Consider the following 16,506-nt stretch of genomic DNA (forward strand, 5'->3'; position numbering starts at 1 on the left):
GAAGGGCGTGTTCGGAGCGGGCCGTGTTCTGCACAGGGCGTGTTCGGAGCGGGCGCGTACGGGGGCGGCGGGAAAAGCGCGCGACAGGGTGCGCGCCCCGTGCCTAGCGTGGGCCGTATGAGCCGTGACCTGCGCACCGTGACCGCCGCCGAGTACCCCGAGTGGCTCCGCGCCGTGGGGACCGGGTTCCTCCGGTCGGCCGCGGCTCCCGGTGAGGAGGAGGTCGCGGTGCGTCTGGCGAACACCGACCTCGCGCGTGTCCAGGGTGTGTTCGACGCCGGGCGGTGCGTGGCGACCTTCCGGTCGTTCGCACAGGACCTCACCGTCGTCGGCGGGGCGAAGGTGCGGGCCGACGCCGTCACCGCCGTGACGGTGACCCCCACGCACCGCCGGCGCGGGCTGCTGAGCCGGATGATGGCCGCGGACCTGGCGGCGGCGAAGGAGCGCGGCGATGTGGTCGCCTCGCTGATCGCCGCCGAGTACCCGATCTACGGGCGGTACGGATTCGGGCCCGCCGCCTGGGCCACCGAGTGGGAGATCGACGTCCCCCGTGCGGGTCTGGACCCGCGTGCGAGGATCCCGTCCGAGTCGGACGGCGGCCGGGTCGAGCTGGTCGACGGGGCCGACGTACGCAAGCTGGGACCCGAGCTCCACGCCCGCCTCGCGGCCCGGCAGCACGGGGCGGTCTCCCGGGACGAGCGCTGGTGGCAGCGCAGCACCGGGGTGGACGTGCCGGCCTTCGAGACGTGGACGGAGCCGTTCTACGCGGTGTACCGGTCGGCGGACGGCGAGACGGACGGGCTGATCGCCTACCGCACCGACGACCACTGGGGCGACGCGAAGCAGCCGCTCAACAAGGCGACGGTCATCGGCATGATCGCCGTGACCCCGGCGGCGGAACGCACGCTGTGGCGGTTCGTCTGCTCCATCGACTGGATCACCACGGTCCGTACCGGCCACCGGGCCCCCGACGACCTGCTGCCGCTCCTGCTCCCCGACCCGCGCGCCGCCCGCGTCGTCACGCACGCGGACTGGCTCTGGCTGCGTCTGCTGGACGTGCCCCGGGCCCTGGAGGCGCGTACGTACGCCACCGAGGCCTCCCTGGTCCTGGAGGTGAGGGACGCCGCCGGGCCGGCGGCCGGCCGGTACCTGCTGGAGGTGTCACCCTCCGGTGCCTCCTGCGCCGCGACCACCCGGACCGCCGAACTCACCCTGGACGTGGCGGAGCTGGGCACGCTCTACCTGGGTGACGAGTCCGCGCTGCGGCTCGCCGCGCTGGGACGGGTGGACGAGCACCGTGCGGGGGCCGTCGCGACGGCGGACGCCGTGTTCCGCGCCTCCCGCCGGGCGTGGTGCCCGGACGTGTTCTGAGCCCTGCCCGGCCGTGGCGGTGCCCGTGCCCCTCGCCGCCACGGCTGCGCCGGCCGCCGCCCGGCCGTGCACGTACGGCCCGTCCCGGCGGCCGGGCAGGGCTGGGGTGCGGCCGGTCCGTTTGGGTGCGGCCGTTGCCCGTGCACAGCCCGTCCCGGAGGCCGGGCCCCTCAGGTCGCGAGGAAGTCCAGGAGGTCCGCGGTGAACCGCTCCTTGTCGCCGGGGACGAGGGCGATGCCGTGCGAGCCGCCCTCGTAGACCTTGAGCGTGGCGTTCTGGAGCAGCTCGGCGGTCTTGCGGCCGGTGGCGTCGATCGGTACGACCTGGTCGTCGTCGCCGTGCACCACGAGGGTGGGGATGTCGAACCTCTTCAGGTCCTCGTGGAAGTCGGTCGCCGCGAAGGCGTCCACACAGTCCACCCCGCCCTGGACGGTCTGGGCCATGGCCATCAGCCAGAACGCGTCCTGGTTGCCCCGGGTGACCTTGTTGCCGTCCCGGTTGGCACCGAAGAACCCGATGGCGGTGTCCTTCCAGAACTGCGAACGCTCGGCCAGGATGCCCTTCTTGATGTCGTCGAAGACCGACCGGGGCACTCCCTCGGGGTTGTCCGGGCCCTGGAGCATCAGCGGAGGGATCGCGGACAGCAGGACCGCGGACCTGATGCGTTCGGTGCCGTACCGGCCGATGTAGCGGGCCAGTTCACCGCCGCCCATGGAGTGGCCGACGAGGGTCACGTCCCGCAGGTCGAGCTGGGTGAGGAGTGCGTCGAGGTCGTCGGCGAAGGTGTCGAAGTCGTAGCCCCGGTAGACCGGCGTGGAGCGGCCGTGTCCGCGGCGGTCGTGCGCGATGCCGCGGAAGCCCGCGTCGGCGACCGCCTTGAGCTGGTCCTGCCAGGCGTCGCCGTTCAGCGGCCAGCCGTGGATGAAGACCACGGGCCGGCCGGTGCCCCAGTCCCGGTAGAAGATGTCGACACCGTCGCGCGTCGTGCAGATCGGCATGAGGTACCTCTCGGTCCGCGGAAGGCCGGCCCGGAGCCGGGCGTCCGTATCGGTGACGAGCCCGCCGTGCGCCGCTGACCGGCACCGGGGCGCCGTGAGGAGGCGCGGCACGAGCCCTGCGTCCGTTCCCCCGTCCCATCTTCCACACGACGGCACCGGCCGCACCTCGGCGTACGGACCGGACGCCGCCACGCCTCGCACGGGCGCCGGCGATCTGCCGTGCCGCGGTGATCGGGGGAGCCCGTCGTGCGGTGGTGGTGGGGGGGTGGTGCTGGGGGAGGCCCGTCGTGCCGCGGTGATGTGGAGAGCCCCGTACCCGCCCTCACCGCTTCGGATCTGCACGTGGTGATGTGCTGTGCAAGGTGCACCGTTACCTGTGCGCCGTGCTGAGCTGCGCCGTGGACGGGGAATCGAACCCCTGCGTTGCTCCTCACGCACCAGGAGTGGACCGGAGAGCCGCCGGCCCTCGGCGTGTGCACGCCTCCGAAGCAGCTACCTGCTCCACATCCGTCCGAGTCCGCCGGACGCTCAGTCCAGCAGGTCCGCCTCCCAGTTCGTCCGCTGGATCCGCACGTCGACCTCGCGGATCTCCCGCGCGAGCAGGTCCGCCCGACCGCGCAGTTCGGCGACCGGCAGTGCGGAGACCATCATCAGCTCGGACCGGAGCTGCCGGCCGTGTCCCCGTTCGCCCGTGCCCGCTGCCGCGTCCGCCGCCGCGGAGACCACGGAGTGGCGCAGCCGCAGGACGTCCCGGCGGGCGAGGGCGTCGGTGAGCGTGCCGTGGGGGTCCACCCGCACGGTGGCGTTGGTCCGGTTGATCCGCCGGATCAGGGTCTCCAGGGTGTCCAGCACCTCGACGGTCTCGGTCAGCAGCTGAGCGGCGTCCTCGGCGGGTGTCTCCCCCTCCTGGTGCCGCGCGCTGCTGACGACGCGTGCCCGCAGCTGCTCCACCCGGCGCGTCGCCTCCGCACGTTCCGCCAGTGCCTCGGCAAGCTTCATCTTCTCCACCTCCCCCTTCATGAGTCGGACGAGTGTACGAGCACCCACCGGTCCGGACGCATCAGGTTTTCGGGCGGCCGGAGGCCTGCCGGGAGGCGGGCGACGGGGCCCGCGCGGAGGTGGACAGCCCCGGAGCGCACCGGGGGTGAGGCCGGCGACGGGGGCGTTGCGGGCACGGGGGCGTGGGGCCGGTCCGGTGAGGCGGGTGTTGCCTGGAACACTTTTGCAAGCATGCGCTTGCAAAAGTTAGCAAGGCTGGTGCACCATCGGGTCATGGCATCACTCAACGTCGGCAATCTCGGCGAGTACCTGCGTGAGCAGCGGCGCACCGCGCAGCTCTCCCTGCGGCAGCTCGCCGACGCCGCCGGAGTGTCCAATCCGTATCTCAGCCAGATCGAACGCGGCCTGCGCAAGCCGAGCGCCGAGGTGCTCCAGCAGGTCGCGAAGGCCCTGCGGATCTCCGCCGAGACGCTCTACGTGCGGGCCGGGATCCTCGACGAGCGGGAGCGGGAGGAGCTGGAGACGCGGGCGGTCATATTGGCCGATCCGTCGATCAACGAGCGGCAGAAGAACGTACTGCTGCAGATCTACGACTCCTTCCGCCGGGAGAACGGTTTCGATGTCGCGCCCGACACCGGGCCCGAGTTCCACGGCGCCGCCGACGCGAAGAGCAGAATCGACGCCGACGCGGAAAGCGGTGCCGGGGACGAGAACGGCGCCGGTCCGGATGCCCGCGGCCCCCGTACGGCCGGCGGCAGTGATGCAGACCCACCAGCGAACTGACTTCTGATGATCCGGGAGGACCACAGTCATGGCCATCACCGATGACCTGCGCAAGACCCTCACCGACCCGACCCCCCTCTACTTCGCCGCCGGCACGGCCGACCTCGCCGTGGAGCAGGCGCGCAAGGTCCCGGCCCTGATCGACCAGCTGCGGGCCGAGGCCCCCGAGCGGATCGAGGCGGTGCGCAACACCGACCCGAAGGCCGTGCAGGAGCGCGTCACCACGCAGGCCAAGGAGGCTCAGGCCACCGTGCAGGCGAAGGTGACCGAGGTCTTCGGGACGCTGGACACCGACTTCAAGAAGTGGGGCGAGACGGCTCAGGACCTGGCGCTGCGCAGCGTGGGCGTGGCCGCCGAGTACGCGGTCCGTGCCCGGGAGACGTACGAGAAGGTCGCCGAGCGCGGTGAGCAGTCCGTGCGCACCTGGCGCGGCGAGACGGCCGAGGAGATCGTGGAGATCGCGGCCGTCGTCGAGGCGGAGCCGAAGTCCGTGCCGAAGCAGAAGTCCGACGCCGCGCCGAAGCCCTCGCCGTCCGCGAAGCAGGCCACCCCGGCGAAGCCGGCGTCGTCCGCGAAGCCGGCGGCCCCCGCCGCGAAGAAGCCCGCTCCGAAGGCCGCGGCCTCCGGCACGACGCCCGCCGCGACGGCGAAGAAGCCGGCCCCCGCGCGCAAGCCCGCGGCGAAGAAGACGACTCCGCCCGCGAAGTAGGCGGACGCGCTTCCGGGATTGTCCGGGGAGCGGGCCGGGCACCTTTCGGGGTGCCCGGGTCGTTGTCCCGGTACCTTGGCCGCGAGGCGCTCATCCACTGACTAGGCGGTGTTCACCGTGTTGCTCGAAGCATTCGGCTCGATCCTCCAGCTGTTGTACCTGGCCATGCTTGTCCTGGCCGTGGTCGCGCTGGTCTTCGCCGTGACGGCGCGCGAGGACGCCTACCGGGCCGCGGACAAGCAGAAGAAGTCCTTCTGGCTGATCATCCTCGGCGTCACCGTCTTCGTGAACCTCGTCATTCCGATCCTGTTCCTGCAGATCGCCGGTGTGATCGCGTCCATCGTCTTCATGGTGGACGTGCGTCCGGCGATCAAGGCCGTGTCGGGCGGCGGCGGCCGCCGCGGAGGTTCCAGCAGTGACGGACCGTACGGCCCTTACAACGGCGGGCGCTGAGCGCCGGCCCGCGAGGCGGCAGAGGGGCGGGAGCGCGCGGCGTTCCTGCCCCTTCGGCATGTCGCCGCACGGGACTCGTCGCGCTCCAGCAGCAGGACCGCCACGTCGTCGGTCAGCTCGCCGCCGTTCAGCTGCTGGACCTGGGTGACCGCGGCCTCCAGCAGCGCTTCGCCGCCCAGCCCCTGCTCCAGCCGGTCGTTGACCACCGCGGTCATGCCGTCCTGGCCGAGCCGCTGGGTCCCCGACTCCCCGACGCGCCCCTCGATCAGCCCGTCGGTGTACATCATCAGGCTCCAGGAGCCGCCCAGCTCGACCTGGCGGCGGGGCCACCGGGCGTGCGGCAGCAGGCCGAGCGCCGGGCCGCCGCCCTCCTGGGGCAGGAGGTGCGCCGCCCGTCCCCGGCGGGCGATCAGCGGTGCGGGGTGACCCGCGATGCACAGGCCCGCCCGGCGCCCGTCGGGGGCGATGTCGACGGTGCAGAGCGTCGCGAAGATCTCCTCGCTCTGCCGCTCGTGCTCCAGGACCTGCTGCAAGGTGGACAGCAGGACGTCGCCGCAGAGCCCGGCCAGCGTCAGCGCGCGCCAGGCGATGCGCAGCTCCACGCCGAGCGCGGCCTCGTCGGGGCCGTGTCCGCAGACGTCGCCGATCATCGCGTGGACCGTGCCGTCCGGTGTCCGGACCGTGTCGTAGAAGTCGCCGCCGAGCAGGGCGCGGCTGCGGCCCGGCCGGTAGTGGGCGGCGAAGACCAGGTCGGAGCCGTCGAGGAGCGGGGTCGGCAGCAGTCCGCGTTCCAGCCGGGCGTTCTCCTGGGCGAGCAGCCGGGACTCGGTCAGCTGGTGCTGGGCGGTGTCGGCTCGTTTGCGCTCCACGGCGTGCCGGATCGCGCGGTTCAGGAGGCGCCCGTCGAGCTCGCTGCGGAAGAGGAAGTCCTGGGCCCCGACGCGTACGGCCTCGGCCGCCCGCTCGGCGTCGTGCTCCGCGGTCAGGGCGAGGACGGCGTGCCGCGGTGCGATGCGCAGGATGTGCCGGAGGGCGGTGAGCTCGTCCGGGCGGCCGGTGCCGTCGGCGGGTCCGTCGGCGCGTGCGTCGGCGGGCAGGGAGGCCACCTCCAGGTCGAGGTCGAGCAGGATGCAGTCGACGTCGTCGGTGAGCAACCGGCCGGCCTCGGTGAGGTTGCGGGCGGTACGGACGCGGACCCGTGTTCCCGCGGCGGACGACAGGTCGGGTACGACGAAGGTGCCCGCAGGGTCGTCCTCGATCACCAGGAGTGTGAGGTCGGCGCCATGGGTGGTCTCCGCAGCGGGAACGGCACGTTGCTGCGGCACGGGTACGGGCATCGGTTCGGGTTTCCTTCCCTCCCCCCGAGGGCGCGGCGGATCGACGAACGACGAACCGCAGTCGGGGACGATAGCGGTCCGCGGCGGGGGAACGGAACGCTGCCCGGCGGTCATCCTCCGTCATGGGCGCGGCCATAAGCCGCGTCCCACCACGGATCCGGCGTGATGGGTGCGCGCGAATCGGACATGCGGTCATGACGAACATCACGCGTCGACCGGTTACATGGCGCACACATGTGCGGGCCGTGTGCGAAGCAGCAGCGTCCGGTGCGCGTGCGCAGCGACCGGGTCCGGGGCCGGTGTGCGTGCGACCGGCCCGGTGTGCGGGCGACGCGTCCGGTGCGACCGGCCCGGTGTGTCCCTCGTGCGAGAGGTCCGGGCCCGGTGCCCGTCCTCCGGCCTCTGCCCCCCTGCCCCCTGCCCCTCCGTCGGCGTATGCCGGCCGGCGGAGGTGTGCGGGGCTACTTGTCCGGCCGGACCACGCCCAGGATCTGCATCGAGCCGGCGCCCGTCAGGGTGACGTGCCGGCCGGGCCGGGGTGCGTGCACGATCTGGCCGTCGCCGACGTACATGCCGACGTGGCTGGCGTCGCCGTGGTAGATGATCAGGTCGCCGGGACGCATGTCCTGTACAGGGATGCGGGGCAGCTGACGCCACTGCTCCTGGGACGTGCGGGGGATCGGCCGCTTCGCCGCCGCCCAGGCCTGCGAGGTCAGTCCCGAGCAGTCGTACGAGCCGGGACCCTCGGCTCCCCAGACGTACGGCTTGCCTATCTGGCCGGTCGCGAAGGCCACCGCCCGCTTGCCGGCGGGGCTCGCCTCGCGGTTGATGTCCTGCAGCGCGCCGGAGGAGAGCCAGGCGGCCTGCGCCGAGGACGCGGCGTCCTGCTCCAGCTCCAGGAGCCGGTCCCGCTCCTTCTCGGCCAGCTGCGACTCGAGCTTCTCCGCCGCCGCGATCTGCGCCTCGATACTCTTCCGGGACTTGGCCTGCTTGACGCGACCGGCCTCGATCTTCTTCCGGTTGAGGTCGGCGTCCTGGGCGTACGTCTCCAAGTCCTCCTGGGCCTGCTCCAGCTCGGTCAGCATGCCCTTGGTGGCCTGCTGACCCTGCCTGGCCTGGTTGAGGCCGTCCATGAAGAGGCTCGGATCGCCGCTCAGCACCATCTGGGTCCCCGGGGGGAGCCCGCCGCTGCGGTACTGCTCGCGGGCCTGGGCGCCCGCCCTGTCCTTCAGCTCGGCGATCTTCGCCTCGCCGTCGGCGATCGACTTGGTCAGCCGGGCGATCTCGCCCGACTGCTTCTCGGCCTGCTCCTCGGCGAGGTTGTACGCGTCCGTGGCCGCCCCTGCCTTGCGGTAGAGGGTCTCGATCTCCGCGCGCACCTCCTCCAGGCTCTTCGCCGCGGCGGGGGGCGCCGTGGTGGTGGGGCCCGGCTCCGGTATCGGAGCGGCCATGGCCTGGACCGGCGCGGTCAGCAGAGCCAGAGCGCAGACCAGAGTGATCGCGGCACTGGCACAGTGGCGTCGGTTCACAAGCTCCCCCTCCGGGCGGACGGCCGTGAAAGCCATGTCCCGCACAGCTGACTTACCGTCAGTAACATTTGTGTGACGACGCGATCGTGCCATGCGGCCCCCCAAAGCGACAGAGGTTCGCGCCGCTCTCCCCGTCACACAGAGGGACGAACGATGCCCCGCGGGCGTTCCCGTATCCGCTCGCGTCCTCCTTTCGGGGAAGCGGTGCGCCACCCGCTCCGGGGCGGGCGGCCGTTCACCCGGGGGTGTCCGCTCCGGGGCCGGCGGCCGCTCACCCCGGGGGTGTCCGCAGGGCGCCGGTCATTCCGCGCCGGGGCGCAGGGCGGACCAGCGCACCGTGATCTCGCCCTGGCGCCAGCGTCGTACGCCGTCCGTCAGGGGCCAGTCGGCGGAGACCGCCCTGGCCGTCGCGATCCAGCGCTGCCGCGCGCCCAGTGAGGCGTACGGCGAGGCCGTGGCCCAGGCGCGGTCGAGGTCCCGCAGGAAGGCGTGCACCGGTTCGCCCGGGACATTGCGGTGGATCAGGGCCTTGGGGAGGCGCTCGGCCAGGTCCGAGGGGCGGTGCAGCGAGCCGAGCCGGGTCGCGAAGGTGACCGTGCGCGGGCCCTCCGGACCGAGCGCGACCCACACGTGCCGGCGTCCGATCTCGTCGCAGGTGCCCTCGACCAGCAGCCCTCCGGGGGCGAGCCGGGCGCACAGCCGTTGCCAGACCGCGGTGACCTCGCCCTCGTCGTACTGGCGCAGGACGTTCGCGGCGCGGATCAGGGCCGGCCGGCCGGCCGTGGGGATCTCGAAACCGCCGTGCACGAAGGTGAGGCCCGTGCGTGCGTAGGGCTGCGCGGCCGCCACCCGTGCGGGGTCGATCTCCACGCCCACGACGGCCGTGCGCGGGTCGGCGCCGCGCAGCCGCTCCAGCAGTTCGACGGCCGTCCAGGGGGCGGCGCCGTAACCGAGGTCGACCGCGAGGGGGGCGTCGCTGCGGCGCAGGGCGGGGCCGTGGGTGGCGGCGATCCAGCGGTCCATCCGGCGGAGCCGATTGGGGTTGGTCGTCCCGCGGGTCGCGGTGCCGATGGGGCGCTGGTGCATGTAGGGGAGCGTATGCGAAGCACCGGCGCACCCCGGGCCCTGCCTGCACCGTCCCGCCCGACTCGCGACGTCGGCCCTGCCTGCTTCGTCCCGCCCGACCGGCGGCGACCGTCCCGCCCGGCCCGCAGGTGCGCTGCCTCGGCGGGGGCGCCCGCGTACGCGCGGCACGCGGGCGGTCCCTCCGCCGTGCGCGCGCACGCACCGGATGCCGCGGGCCCCGCACTGCGGGCGGACGGCGCTCCTTCGAGGACGGGGCCCGGCCGAGCGCGTGGGCGCCCTCCGGCACGCCGTGGGCATCGCAATGATTTGGCAAAGTGGAAATGAAAGGCCGAGTTCCGCTGTTCTGGAGCTTTGAAGGGGCCTCGTGTCCCGTACGTGTCATGCCCTGAGCGAGGAGGAGCGGACCCGTGAGCCAGTACGTCTCCCGGCTCGGCAGCAGCCGTGCGGCACCCCGAATCCGCTTCCCCGGCGGTTTCGCCGGACCACGCAAACCCCGCCGTGTCGCGATGCTCTCCGTGCACACCTCGCCGCTGCACCAGCCCGGCACCGGGGACGCGGGCGGCATGAACGTCTACATCGTCGAGCTGGCCAAGCGCCTCGCCGCGATCGGCATCGAGGTCGAGATCTTCACCCGGGCCACCACCGGCGGGCTGCCCCCGACGGTCGACCTGGCGCCCGGAGTCCTCGTCCGGCACATCGACGCGGGACCGTACGAGGGTCTGGCCAAGGAGGAACTGCCCGCCCAGCTCTGCGCCTTCACCCACGGGGTGATGCAGGCATGGGCGGGCCAGCGCCCCGGCCACTACGACCTGGTGCACTCCCACTACTGGCTGTCCGGCCAGGTCGGCTGGCTCGCCGCGCAGCGCTGGGGCGTCCCCCTCGTCCACGCCATGCACACCATGGCGAAGGTCAAGAACGCCGCGCTCGCCGAGGGTGACACCCCCGAGCCCGCCGCCCGGGTCATCGGGGAGACGCAGATCGTGCACGCCTCCGACCGGCTCATCGCGAACACCGCCGGCGAGGCCGACGAACTGATCCGCTTCTACGACGCCGACCCGGCGTCCGTGGCCGTCGTGCACCCCGGGGTCAACCTGGACCGGTTCCGCCCCGGCGACGGGCGCGCCGCCGCGCGGGCCCGCCTCGGCCTGCCCCAGCACGCCCTGATCCCCTTGTTCGCGGGCCGCATCCAGCCGCTGAAGGCCCCGGACGTGCTGCTGCGGGCGGTCGCCGTGCTGCTCGACCGCGACCCCTCGCTGCGCTCGCGCATCCTGGTCCCCGTCGTCGGGGGCCCCAGCGGCAGCGGGCTCGCCAAGCCGGAGGGCCTGCAGAAGCTGGCCGCACGCCTGGGCATCGCCGACGTCGTGCGGTTCCACCCGCCGGTCGGCCAGGACCAGCTCGCGGACTGGTTCCGGGCGGCGTCCGTGCTGGTCATGCCGTCGTACAGCGAGTCCTTCGGCCTCGTCGCCATAGAGGCGCAGGCGGCCGGCACCCCGGTCGTCGCCGCGTCGGTGGGCGGCCTCCCGGTCGCGGTGCGGGACGGCGTCAGCGGCTTCCTGATCCCCGGCCACGACCCGGAGGCGTACGCACAGGCGCTGGGCCGGTTCGCGGACAGCGCGGAACTGGCCGACCGGATGGGCGAGGCCGCAGCCGCGCACGCCCAGTCCTTCGGCTGGGACACGGCCGCGTCCGCCACCGCCGAGGTCTACACGGCGGCGATGTACGACCACCGGCGCCGCTCCCGCTCGCACCACGGCTGAGGGTGCCGCTCGCGTCGCAGGGCCGGGGCGCTGCCCGCTCCACGGCCGGCGGACCGCTCGCGCCACGCAGGCCGGCGGGACCGCTCGCGCCGTCCCGCAGCCGGGGGAGCCGGCGGGGACGCTGCCGTACGCTCGCACCATGGCTGACGTAACCGACGAGGCAGCAGCGGCGCAGGTCATCGAAGCGTCGCTGGACGACGCGGAGCTGGAATGGGAGAGCCCCGAGCCCGGCACCTTCGTCGTGACGCTGCCCGGCACCCGCAAGCTGTCCACGACCTGTTCCCTGATCGTCGGACAGCACTCGCTGTCCCTCACTGCGTTCGTCATCCGGCACCCGGACGAGAACGACGCCGCTGTGCACCGCTGGCTGCTGGAGCACAACCTCCGCCTCTTCGGGGTGAGTTACGCCATCGACCCGCTCGGCGACATCTATCTCGTCGGCAGGCTCCCGCTCTCCGTCGTCACGCCCGAGGAACTCGACCGGCTGCTGGGGTCGGTCCTGGAGGCGGCGGACGGCGCCTTCAACCCGCTGCTCGAACTGGGCTTCGCGAGCGCGATCCGCAAGGAGTACGCCTGGCGGGTCGAGCGCGGCGAGTCGACCCGCAACCTGGACGCCTTCGCGCACCTCACGCAGCGGCCCTCCTGAGACCGGGGGCGCCGCGCACGGTCACCACACCTTCACGGCCTTCGGCGGGTCCGGCGCCTCCCGCACTTCCCGTATGGCCCAAGCCCCCAGCGGATCCGGTGCCTTCGGTGCGGCGACCGGCTGCGGGAGCGACCGGCTGCGGCGGCGGCCGACTGTGTGGTGTCGGCGGCCTCCCACGGCCCGGCCGCGGACCGACCGGCTCACAGGTCATTCACAAGATGATCACGACGGCGTCACGATCATCCCCTGGGGCATCCGAAGTGATCATCGGCCAAGCGTCCGATCGTAGAGTGTGCGCACTGCGACAGCCCTTCCCGTACCGGCCCGAACGCCGGGCCGGGAGCGCGCCGTTGCTCCTTCCGTACCGAGAGATGAACCCACCATGCGCGCCACCGCCGTACGCCGTACCGCCCTCGTCGCAGCCGCGGTCTCCCTGACCCTGCTCGCCACCGCCTGCGGCGGTTCGGACTCCGACACCGCAGGTGACGGCGGCACCTCCGGGGGCAAGGGCGTGGCCTCCGCCACGCCTTCGGCGGTCAAGGCGCTGTCCTCGGCCGAGCTGGAGAAGGCGTCGCTGGAGCAGGGCGACGTCGCCGGCCACCGGATCACGAAGACCGGGCCCGAGGACATCGCCAAGGCCGACGAGGTCACCGTGGACAAGAAGGAGTGCGAGCCGGTCGGGTTCGCCTTCTACGGGGTGGAGCGCGGCAGCCCGGTCGGCAACGCCGGACGCAAGGCCGTTCAGGAGCCGAAGAAGGACGAGTCCGCCGACCCCGAGGACCTGCTCGCCGGCATGCTCGACGTGACGTCGTCGCTGGTCACCCTCGCCTCGTACGACGGTGACGGCGCGGCGAAGAGCCTCGCCGAACTCCGCGAGTCGGCCGCCGCGTGCGCGACCGGCGGATTCACCCTGTCGGTCAAGGGCTCGAAGCAGAAGGTCACCAAGCTGACCGAGGAGAAGGCGACCGGCGGCGACGAAGCCCTCGCCTGGCGGGTGCAGATCGGTGAGGGAAACAAGGCGACCCCCTTCAAGCTCGTGTCACTGCGCCAGGGCGGCACGGTCGCCACGTTCTTCTCGTTCAACCTCGGCAAGACGGGCGCGCACGCCGACTTCCCCCTCCCGACCGCGCTGATCGACGCGCAGGTCAAGAAGCTCGGCTGAGGCACCGGGGGAGCACGGCGCGGGCGGCGGACGGCGTCACGGCAGCGGTACGAGCCTGACCACGGTGACCGTGAGCACGGACCCGGAGACGTAGTACAGGACGATGGCCCCGTACACCGTCGCCTCGCGCCGGTCGTGCTCGCTCTTCACCGGGGTCGAGGCGTGTCCGTAGGGGTCCAGGCCCAGCGTGCGCGCCATCTCGTCGCGGAACGGATCGGCGTCGCGCATCTTGGCCAGGGTGTCGTCGGCGGGCGGTGCGAAGGAGATGCGGAAACTCAAGAGACGTTCCGCCTCTCGGCCTCGTCCTGGGCGAGCCGGTCGAGGATCTGCTCGGCCTCGGGATCGGGTACCGACTCCAGCATCCAGTGCCGCATGACGGCCTGGATCTCGTGCACCCCGGCCTCGTTGATCGCCCGGTCGAACTCCTCGCGTCTCTCCTCCGGCAGCGCGGCACGGATCGCGGGAATGCTGTTCGGTACCTCGACCTCGGTACCGCCGACGAACGTCCTCAGAGACTCGCCCATGATCGCTCTCCCCGATCCCCTTGTCCTCCGCGTCCCGACCGCCCGAGGCGCGAGAGCGCGCCTCCGGGTAACAGGCTGATGTGCATGCCACGTTATCGGGTGCGCTCCGACGGGCCCGGTGCGCGCACGGCTCAGGGGGCCGGACAGCGAGCCCAGTTGGGCGGATCGGTTGACGGCGAACGCGCCAACAGGCTGTCTAGATAGCCTTGTTGACCTGGGCGTGCGACGCCCCTCAGCGCCTCGCCGATGAAAAGGGCGCCGTGCGCGTGTCTCCCCCAGGCATCGACGGCCTACGCCACACCACCGACTGACCGTGGCGCGCCGCCGTCCGTCTCGTGCGCAGCCCTCCTGAGCGCGCACGGCCGGCGGCCCACTGCGCACTTCCACCCGGCTCGACAGCGAGAAGCCCCCCGGCCGGCGGAAAACCGCGAGCTGGGGGGCTTGTTGAGCTGTGGTTACTTCTTCTTGCCCTGGGTGCTGTCGGGGATCTTGGTAGGCTGGCTTTTTGCTGGTCAGGGGCGGTGGGCGGCCCCTCAACGAAGGGCGGAAATCGTGCCATTCGCGTGCCAGATCCTGCAGGGACTCGCGCGGGAACAGTGGGGACTCGGCCGCGGATCCGGGGAGTGTGTCTCGCTGCACCTCAACCGGCCTCAGCCATGCTACGGGCTTGTGTAATCCAGCAGAGACAGACCCGATGGTTGGCCAGTGGCGAGCTCAGGAAGACGTGGCGCCAAGAGGCGTCTGATGGGTGCGCCGGGACCTGTGGTCGGCACCGTAGCGCTGACCGGTACGGCAGGAAACCGATCCAATCACGTCAAGCCCGTTGCGTGGACATTGCGGTGAACATAGGGTGCATCTGTGCAGAGTTCTGAGCTTTCCGTGCAGGGGCAGAGCCTTCAGACCCTTTACAACCTCTACTTCAACAAGAGGTTGGTCGTAAATCGACGTTACCAGCGCAAGCTGGTTTGGAGTGTCGAAGAAAAGGTAAAGCTCGTCGACTCCGTTGTTCATGAGCTTCCCATTCCGCTGATTCTCCTGGCTCAGCGCAAGAAAGCTGGCGTCGAGACGTACGAAATCATCGACGGGCTACAGCGCCTCGATACATTTTTCTCCTTCATGGAGAACAGATTTGCCTACGAGGGGAAGTATTTCGACCTCGACACCATCGGGGACACGAAGGCGCGTCTCGATGCAGGCGATATTGAACAAGGTGAAGAAAGGCTATCGCGATCTGAATCGCTCGCTATCGCCAACTACCAGATCCCAGTTTCAATTTATCGGGATGCTTCGACCTCCGCCATCGATGAAGTGTTTCGGCGCATTAATAGCGGGGGTAGGCGCCTGAGTCTCCAAGAAATTAGGCAGGCGGGAGTGCTCGGCTCTCTCGCTGATGTAGTGCGGCGATCTAGCGCCTCGATTCGAGGTGACGGCACCTTCTCCGAGAACGTTGCCCTAAATGAAATGGATGAGCTGAGCATTTCGCGTCGCGGGCTTGAATACGGCCTCGCAATGGAGGATATGTTTTGGGTGCGCCATGACATTGTGGCTCAGGATGACATTAGGTCTTCAGGCGACGAGGAAATGGTCCTCGACCTGGTTCTTGATGCCGTTATTCGTCCCTGGCCTACTAGTGGGTGGCAGAACCGAGACGTAGCCTATGGAGTCCCGCGCAAGATCCGAACTGCCTCCTCCGATGACGTTAATGCAGCCGTTGACGCCGTGGGAGTTGAGGAACTCCATCAAATGATCTTGTCTGTGGTCGGGCTCGTTGATGACGTCATGGCGGGCCACGGCTCGCTCGGGCGGCATATGGTGAAGCTGGAGACATATGAAAAGGGGACTCAACGACAGTTCCAGGCCGTGTTTGCCGCACTGTATTCACTAACATTCGAAGACGGCATGGTTCCAAAATCGCACGAAGCTGTGCGCGCTGTTCTGGATAACTTCTGGGGTCGCAAACTGTCGATCCCCACGGGAGGTAGTGCGTGGGGGAAGGACAAGAAGAAGGACCTCTATCCGAACGTGAAACGGAATCTCAGGAAGGCGTTCTATAAGCCAGAGTCTAAGCGCGCAACTGTGCAGTTGAATTCGCGCATGTATATCGATTCCCTTCTTCAGGGGCCGATCGCCGAAGAGCCGTTGATCGAGTTGAAGCAAGGGTTCTGCACGCTTTCTGACCCGCCGGTCGAGGATCCGGATCTTTTCGAGCAGGTAATGCAGACTGCTGTGGGTATGGCCAACCACGGAAAATCTGCTGAAGGGCTGATCCTGATTGGGGTTGCAGACAAGCCCTCCGCTGCTGCTCGACTTGAGCAAATTTTTGGCGTGAAGGCTGTATCCCTGCAAAGTCAACTCGTTGTCGGTACGGCCGAGCAGATCGCACATCTCGGATACGACGTTGATAGATGGTGGCGTAAATGGCAAGCGAAGATTCAGTCCTCAAAGCTGTCGAATGAGTTTGCGAATAGCTTGGCTCACGCCTTCAAACCTGTCTTTTGCGATGGGCTATTGTTGTGGGAGATGAGGCCGAAATCGATTGGTAAGCCGATCACCTACGATGGTCGATTCTTCGTCAGGATTGGAAGCTCAACTCAAGAGATGGCCGCAGATGACTTCTTGAGTCATATGACGATGCACTTCTCTTAGGGCGGCAACATCTTTTTTTTGTTCCTTGTGCCACTGGAACTGCTTTGGTGCGAGTGAACATTCAGGCGGCTGATTGCTAGCGCGCGGCACGGGCGCCGGCCGGGCTGGAGCGGGGCGGAGACAGGAGCGCAGGCCCGGCCGGTGGCCGTGCCTGCGCCCGGCGAAGCAGAGCGCAGCCGGGCTTGAACCAGTAGGGAAAGTTGTAACTCAGTCGGACGGCCGGGGCTTGATGACGTAGGAAACGTCCTATCGCGTCGGTGTCAGACGCTTGCCGTCACGGCTGGGCCCACGGGACGTACCCGTTGGGTGCATCCCAAAGCTGAATCCCACAGAACGAGTTGGCCTTGTCAGGCGTGGGCAACGCCGATCGTGGTCAGAGTCGTGGAGGCGCATGGTCATCGGGTGGCCGTGTCCGTGAACGCGGTCCGTCTCGTCGACGAGGCGGGTGGAGTTTTGATGTTGGGACAGATGACGGATGTCTGGGCCCTGGGGCCCGGTGACGGCCC

15 protein-coding genes are annotated in these 16,506 nt (G+C 70.2%); 8 read left to right on the top strand and 7 right to left on the bottom strand.

All coding sequences use genetic code 11. The features are described 5' to 3' along the window. Window positions 1–117: 117 nt before the first annotated feature. On the top strand, window positions 118–1,371 hold the full coding sequence (locus ABZ172_RS13795; protein WP_356883557.1) for a GNAT family N-acetyltransferase: 1,254 nt from the start codon (window positions 118–120) through the stop codon (window positions 1,369–1,371). Window positions 1,372–1,541: 170 nt separating this feature from the next. Here the strand turns inward: ABZ172_RS13795 and ABZ172_RS13800 are convergent, their stop codons facing one another. After that, window positions 1,542–2,369, bottom strand: coding sequence for an alpha/beta hydrolase (locus ABZ172_RS13800; protein WP_356883559.1), 828 nt, complete (start codon window positions 2,367–2,369; stop codon window positions 1,542–1,544). Window positions 2,370–2,897: 528 nt separating this feature from the next. Continuing rightward, on the bottom strand, window positions 2,898–3,368 hold the full coding sequence (locus ABZ172_RS13805; protein ID WP_356883717.1) for a DIP1984 family protein: 471 nt from the start codon (window positions 3,366–3,368) through the stop codon (window positions 2,898–2,900). Between the two features lie 273 nt (window positions 3,369–3,641). Between ABZ172_RS13805 and ABZ172_RS13810 the strand changes: the two genes are divergently transcribed. From ABZ172_RS13810 to ABZ172_RS13820, 3 genes are all read left to right on the top strand, one after another. Next, entirely contained in the window at window positions 3,642–4,151 is a 510-nt protein-coding gene (locus tag ABZ172_RS13810) for a helix-turn-helix transcriptional regulator (protein ID WP_356883560.1), read from the top strand. Between the two features lie 28 nt (window positions 4,152–4,179). After that, entirely contained in the window at window positions 4,180–4,860 is a 681-nt protein-coding gene (locus ABZ172_RS13815; protein ID WP_356883561.1) for a hypothetical protein, read from the top strand. Between the two features lie 117 nt (window positions 4,861–4,977). Continuing rightward, window positions 4,978–5,313: a DUF2516 family protein gene (locus ABZ172_RS13820; protein WP_356883563.1), complete on the top strand. Its 336-nt coding sequence runs from the start codon at window positions 4,978–4,980 to the stop codon at window positions 5,311–5,313. On the opposite strand, the gene ABZ172_RS13825 is transcribed toward ABZ172_RS13820, so the two are convergent. The 3 genes from ABZ172_RS13825 to ABZ172_RS13835 form a co-directional block, all read right to left on the bottom strand. After that, window positions 5,295–6,650 carry a SpoIIE family protein phosphatase gene (locus tag ABZ172_RS13825; RefSeq protein WP_356883565.1) on the bottom strand — a complete coding sequence of 452 codons (1,356 nt, stop codon included), beginning with the start codon at window positions 6,648–6,650 and terminating at the stop codon, window positions 5,295–5,297. The two genes, ABZ172_RS13820 and ABZ172_RS13825, sit on opposite strands and share 19 nt — an antisense overlap. A gap of 461 nt (window positions 6,651–7,111) precedes the next feature. Continuing rightward, window positions 7,112–8,179 carry an NlpC/P60 family protein gene (locus ABZ172_RS13830; protein WP_356883567.1) on the bottom strand — a complete coding sequence of 356 codons (1,068 nt, stop codon included), beginning with the start codon at window positions 8,177–8,179 and terminating at the stop codon, window positions 7,112–7,114. 300 nt (window positions 8,180–8,479) lie between these two features. Continuing rightward, window positions 8,480–9,265, bottom strand: coding sequence for a class I SAM-dependent methyltransferase (locus ABZ172_RS13835; RefSeq protein WP_356883569.1), 786 nt, complete (start codon window positions 9,263–9,265; stop codon window positions 8,480–8,482). A 407-nt stretch (window positions 9,266–9,672) separates the two neighbouring features. Here ABZ172_RS13835 and mshA point away from each other — a divergent pair, with 407 nt between their 5' ends. The 3 genes from mshA to ABZ172_RS13850 all read left to right on the top strand — a co-directional run bounded on the left by mshA (window position 9,673) and on the right by ABZ172_RS13850 (window position 12,830). Then, window positions 9,673–11,022 carry a D-inositol-3-phosphate glycosyltransferase gene (mshA, locus tag ABZ172_RS13840; protein WP_356883571.1) on the top strand — a complete coding sequence of 450 codons (1,350 nt, stop codon included), beginning with the start codon at window positions 9,673–9,675 and terminating at the stop codon, window positions 11,020–11,022. Window positions 11,023–11,161: 139 nt separating this feature from the next. After that, a complete protein-coding gene (locus ABZ172_RS13845; protein ID WP_356883573.1) occupies window positions 11,162–11,668 on the top strand; it encodes a YbjN domain-containing protein in 507 nt (168 codons plus the stop codon). Between the two features lie 382 nt (window positions 11,669–12,050). Further along, on the top strand, window positions 12,051–12,830 hold the full coding sequence (locus ABZ172_RS13850) for a hypothetical protein (protein ID WP_356883575.1): 780 nt from the start codon (window positions 12,051–12,053) through the stop codon (window positions 12,828–12,830). Window positions 12,831–12,866: 36 nt separating this feature from the next. Here ABZ172_RS13850 and ABZ172_RS13855 read toward each other — a convergent pair whose 3' ends face one another. Further along, window positions 12,867–13,109: a hypothetical protein gene (locus tag ABZ172_RS13855; protein WP_356883577.1), complete on the bottom strand. Its 243-nt coding sequence runs from the start codon at window positions 13,107–13,109 to the stop codon at window positions 12,867–12,869. Further along, a complete protein-coding gene (locus ABZ172_RS13860; RefSeq protein ID WP_356883579.1) occupies window positions 13,106–13,354 on the bottom strand; it encodes a hypothetical protein in 249 nt (82 codons plus the stop codon). Before ABZ172_RS13860 ends, ABZ172_RS13855 begins: the two co-directional genes overlap by 4 nt. 858 nt (window positions 13,355–14,212) lie before the next feature. Here ABZ172_RS13860 and ABZ172_RS13865 point away from each other — a divergent pair. Next, window positions 14,213–16,000 carry a DUF262 domain-containing protein gene (locus tag ABZ172_RS13865; protein ID WP_356883581.1) on the top strand — a complete coding sequence of 596 codons (1,788 nt, stop codon included), beginning with the start codon at window positions 14,213–14,215 and terminating at the stop codon, window positions 15,998–16,000. The last annotated feature ends 506 nt before the right edge of the window (window positions 16,001–16,506 follow it).

It is taken from the genome of Streptomyces sp. NPDC006296 (assembly GCF_040613235.1).
Classification (GTDB): Bacteria; Actinomycetota; Actinomycetes; order Streptomycetales; family Streptomycetaceae; genus Streptomyces.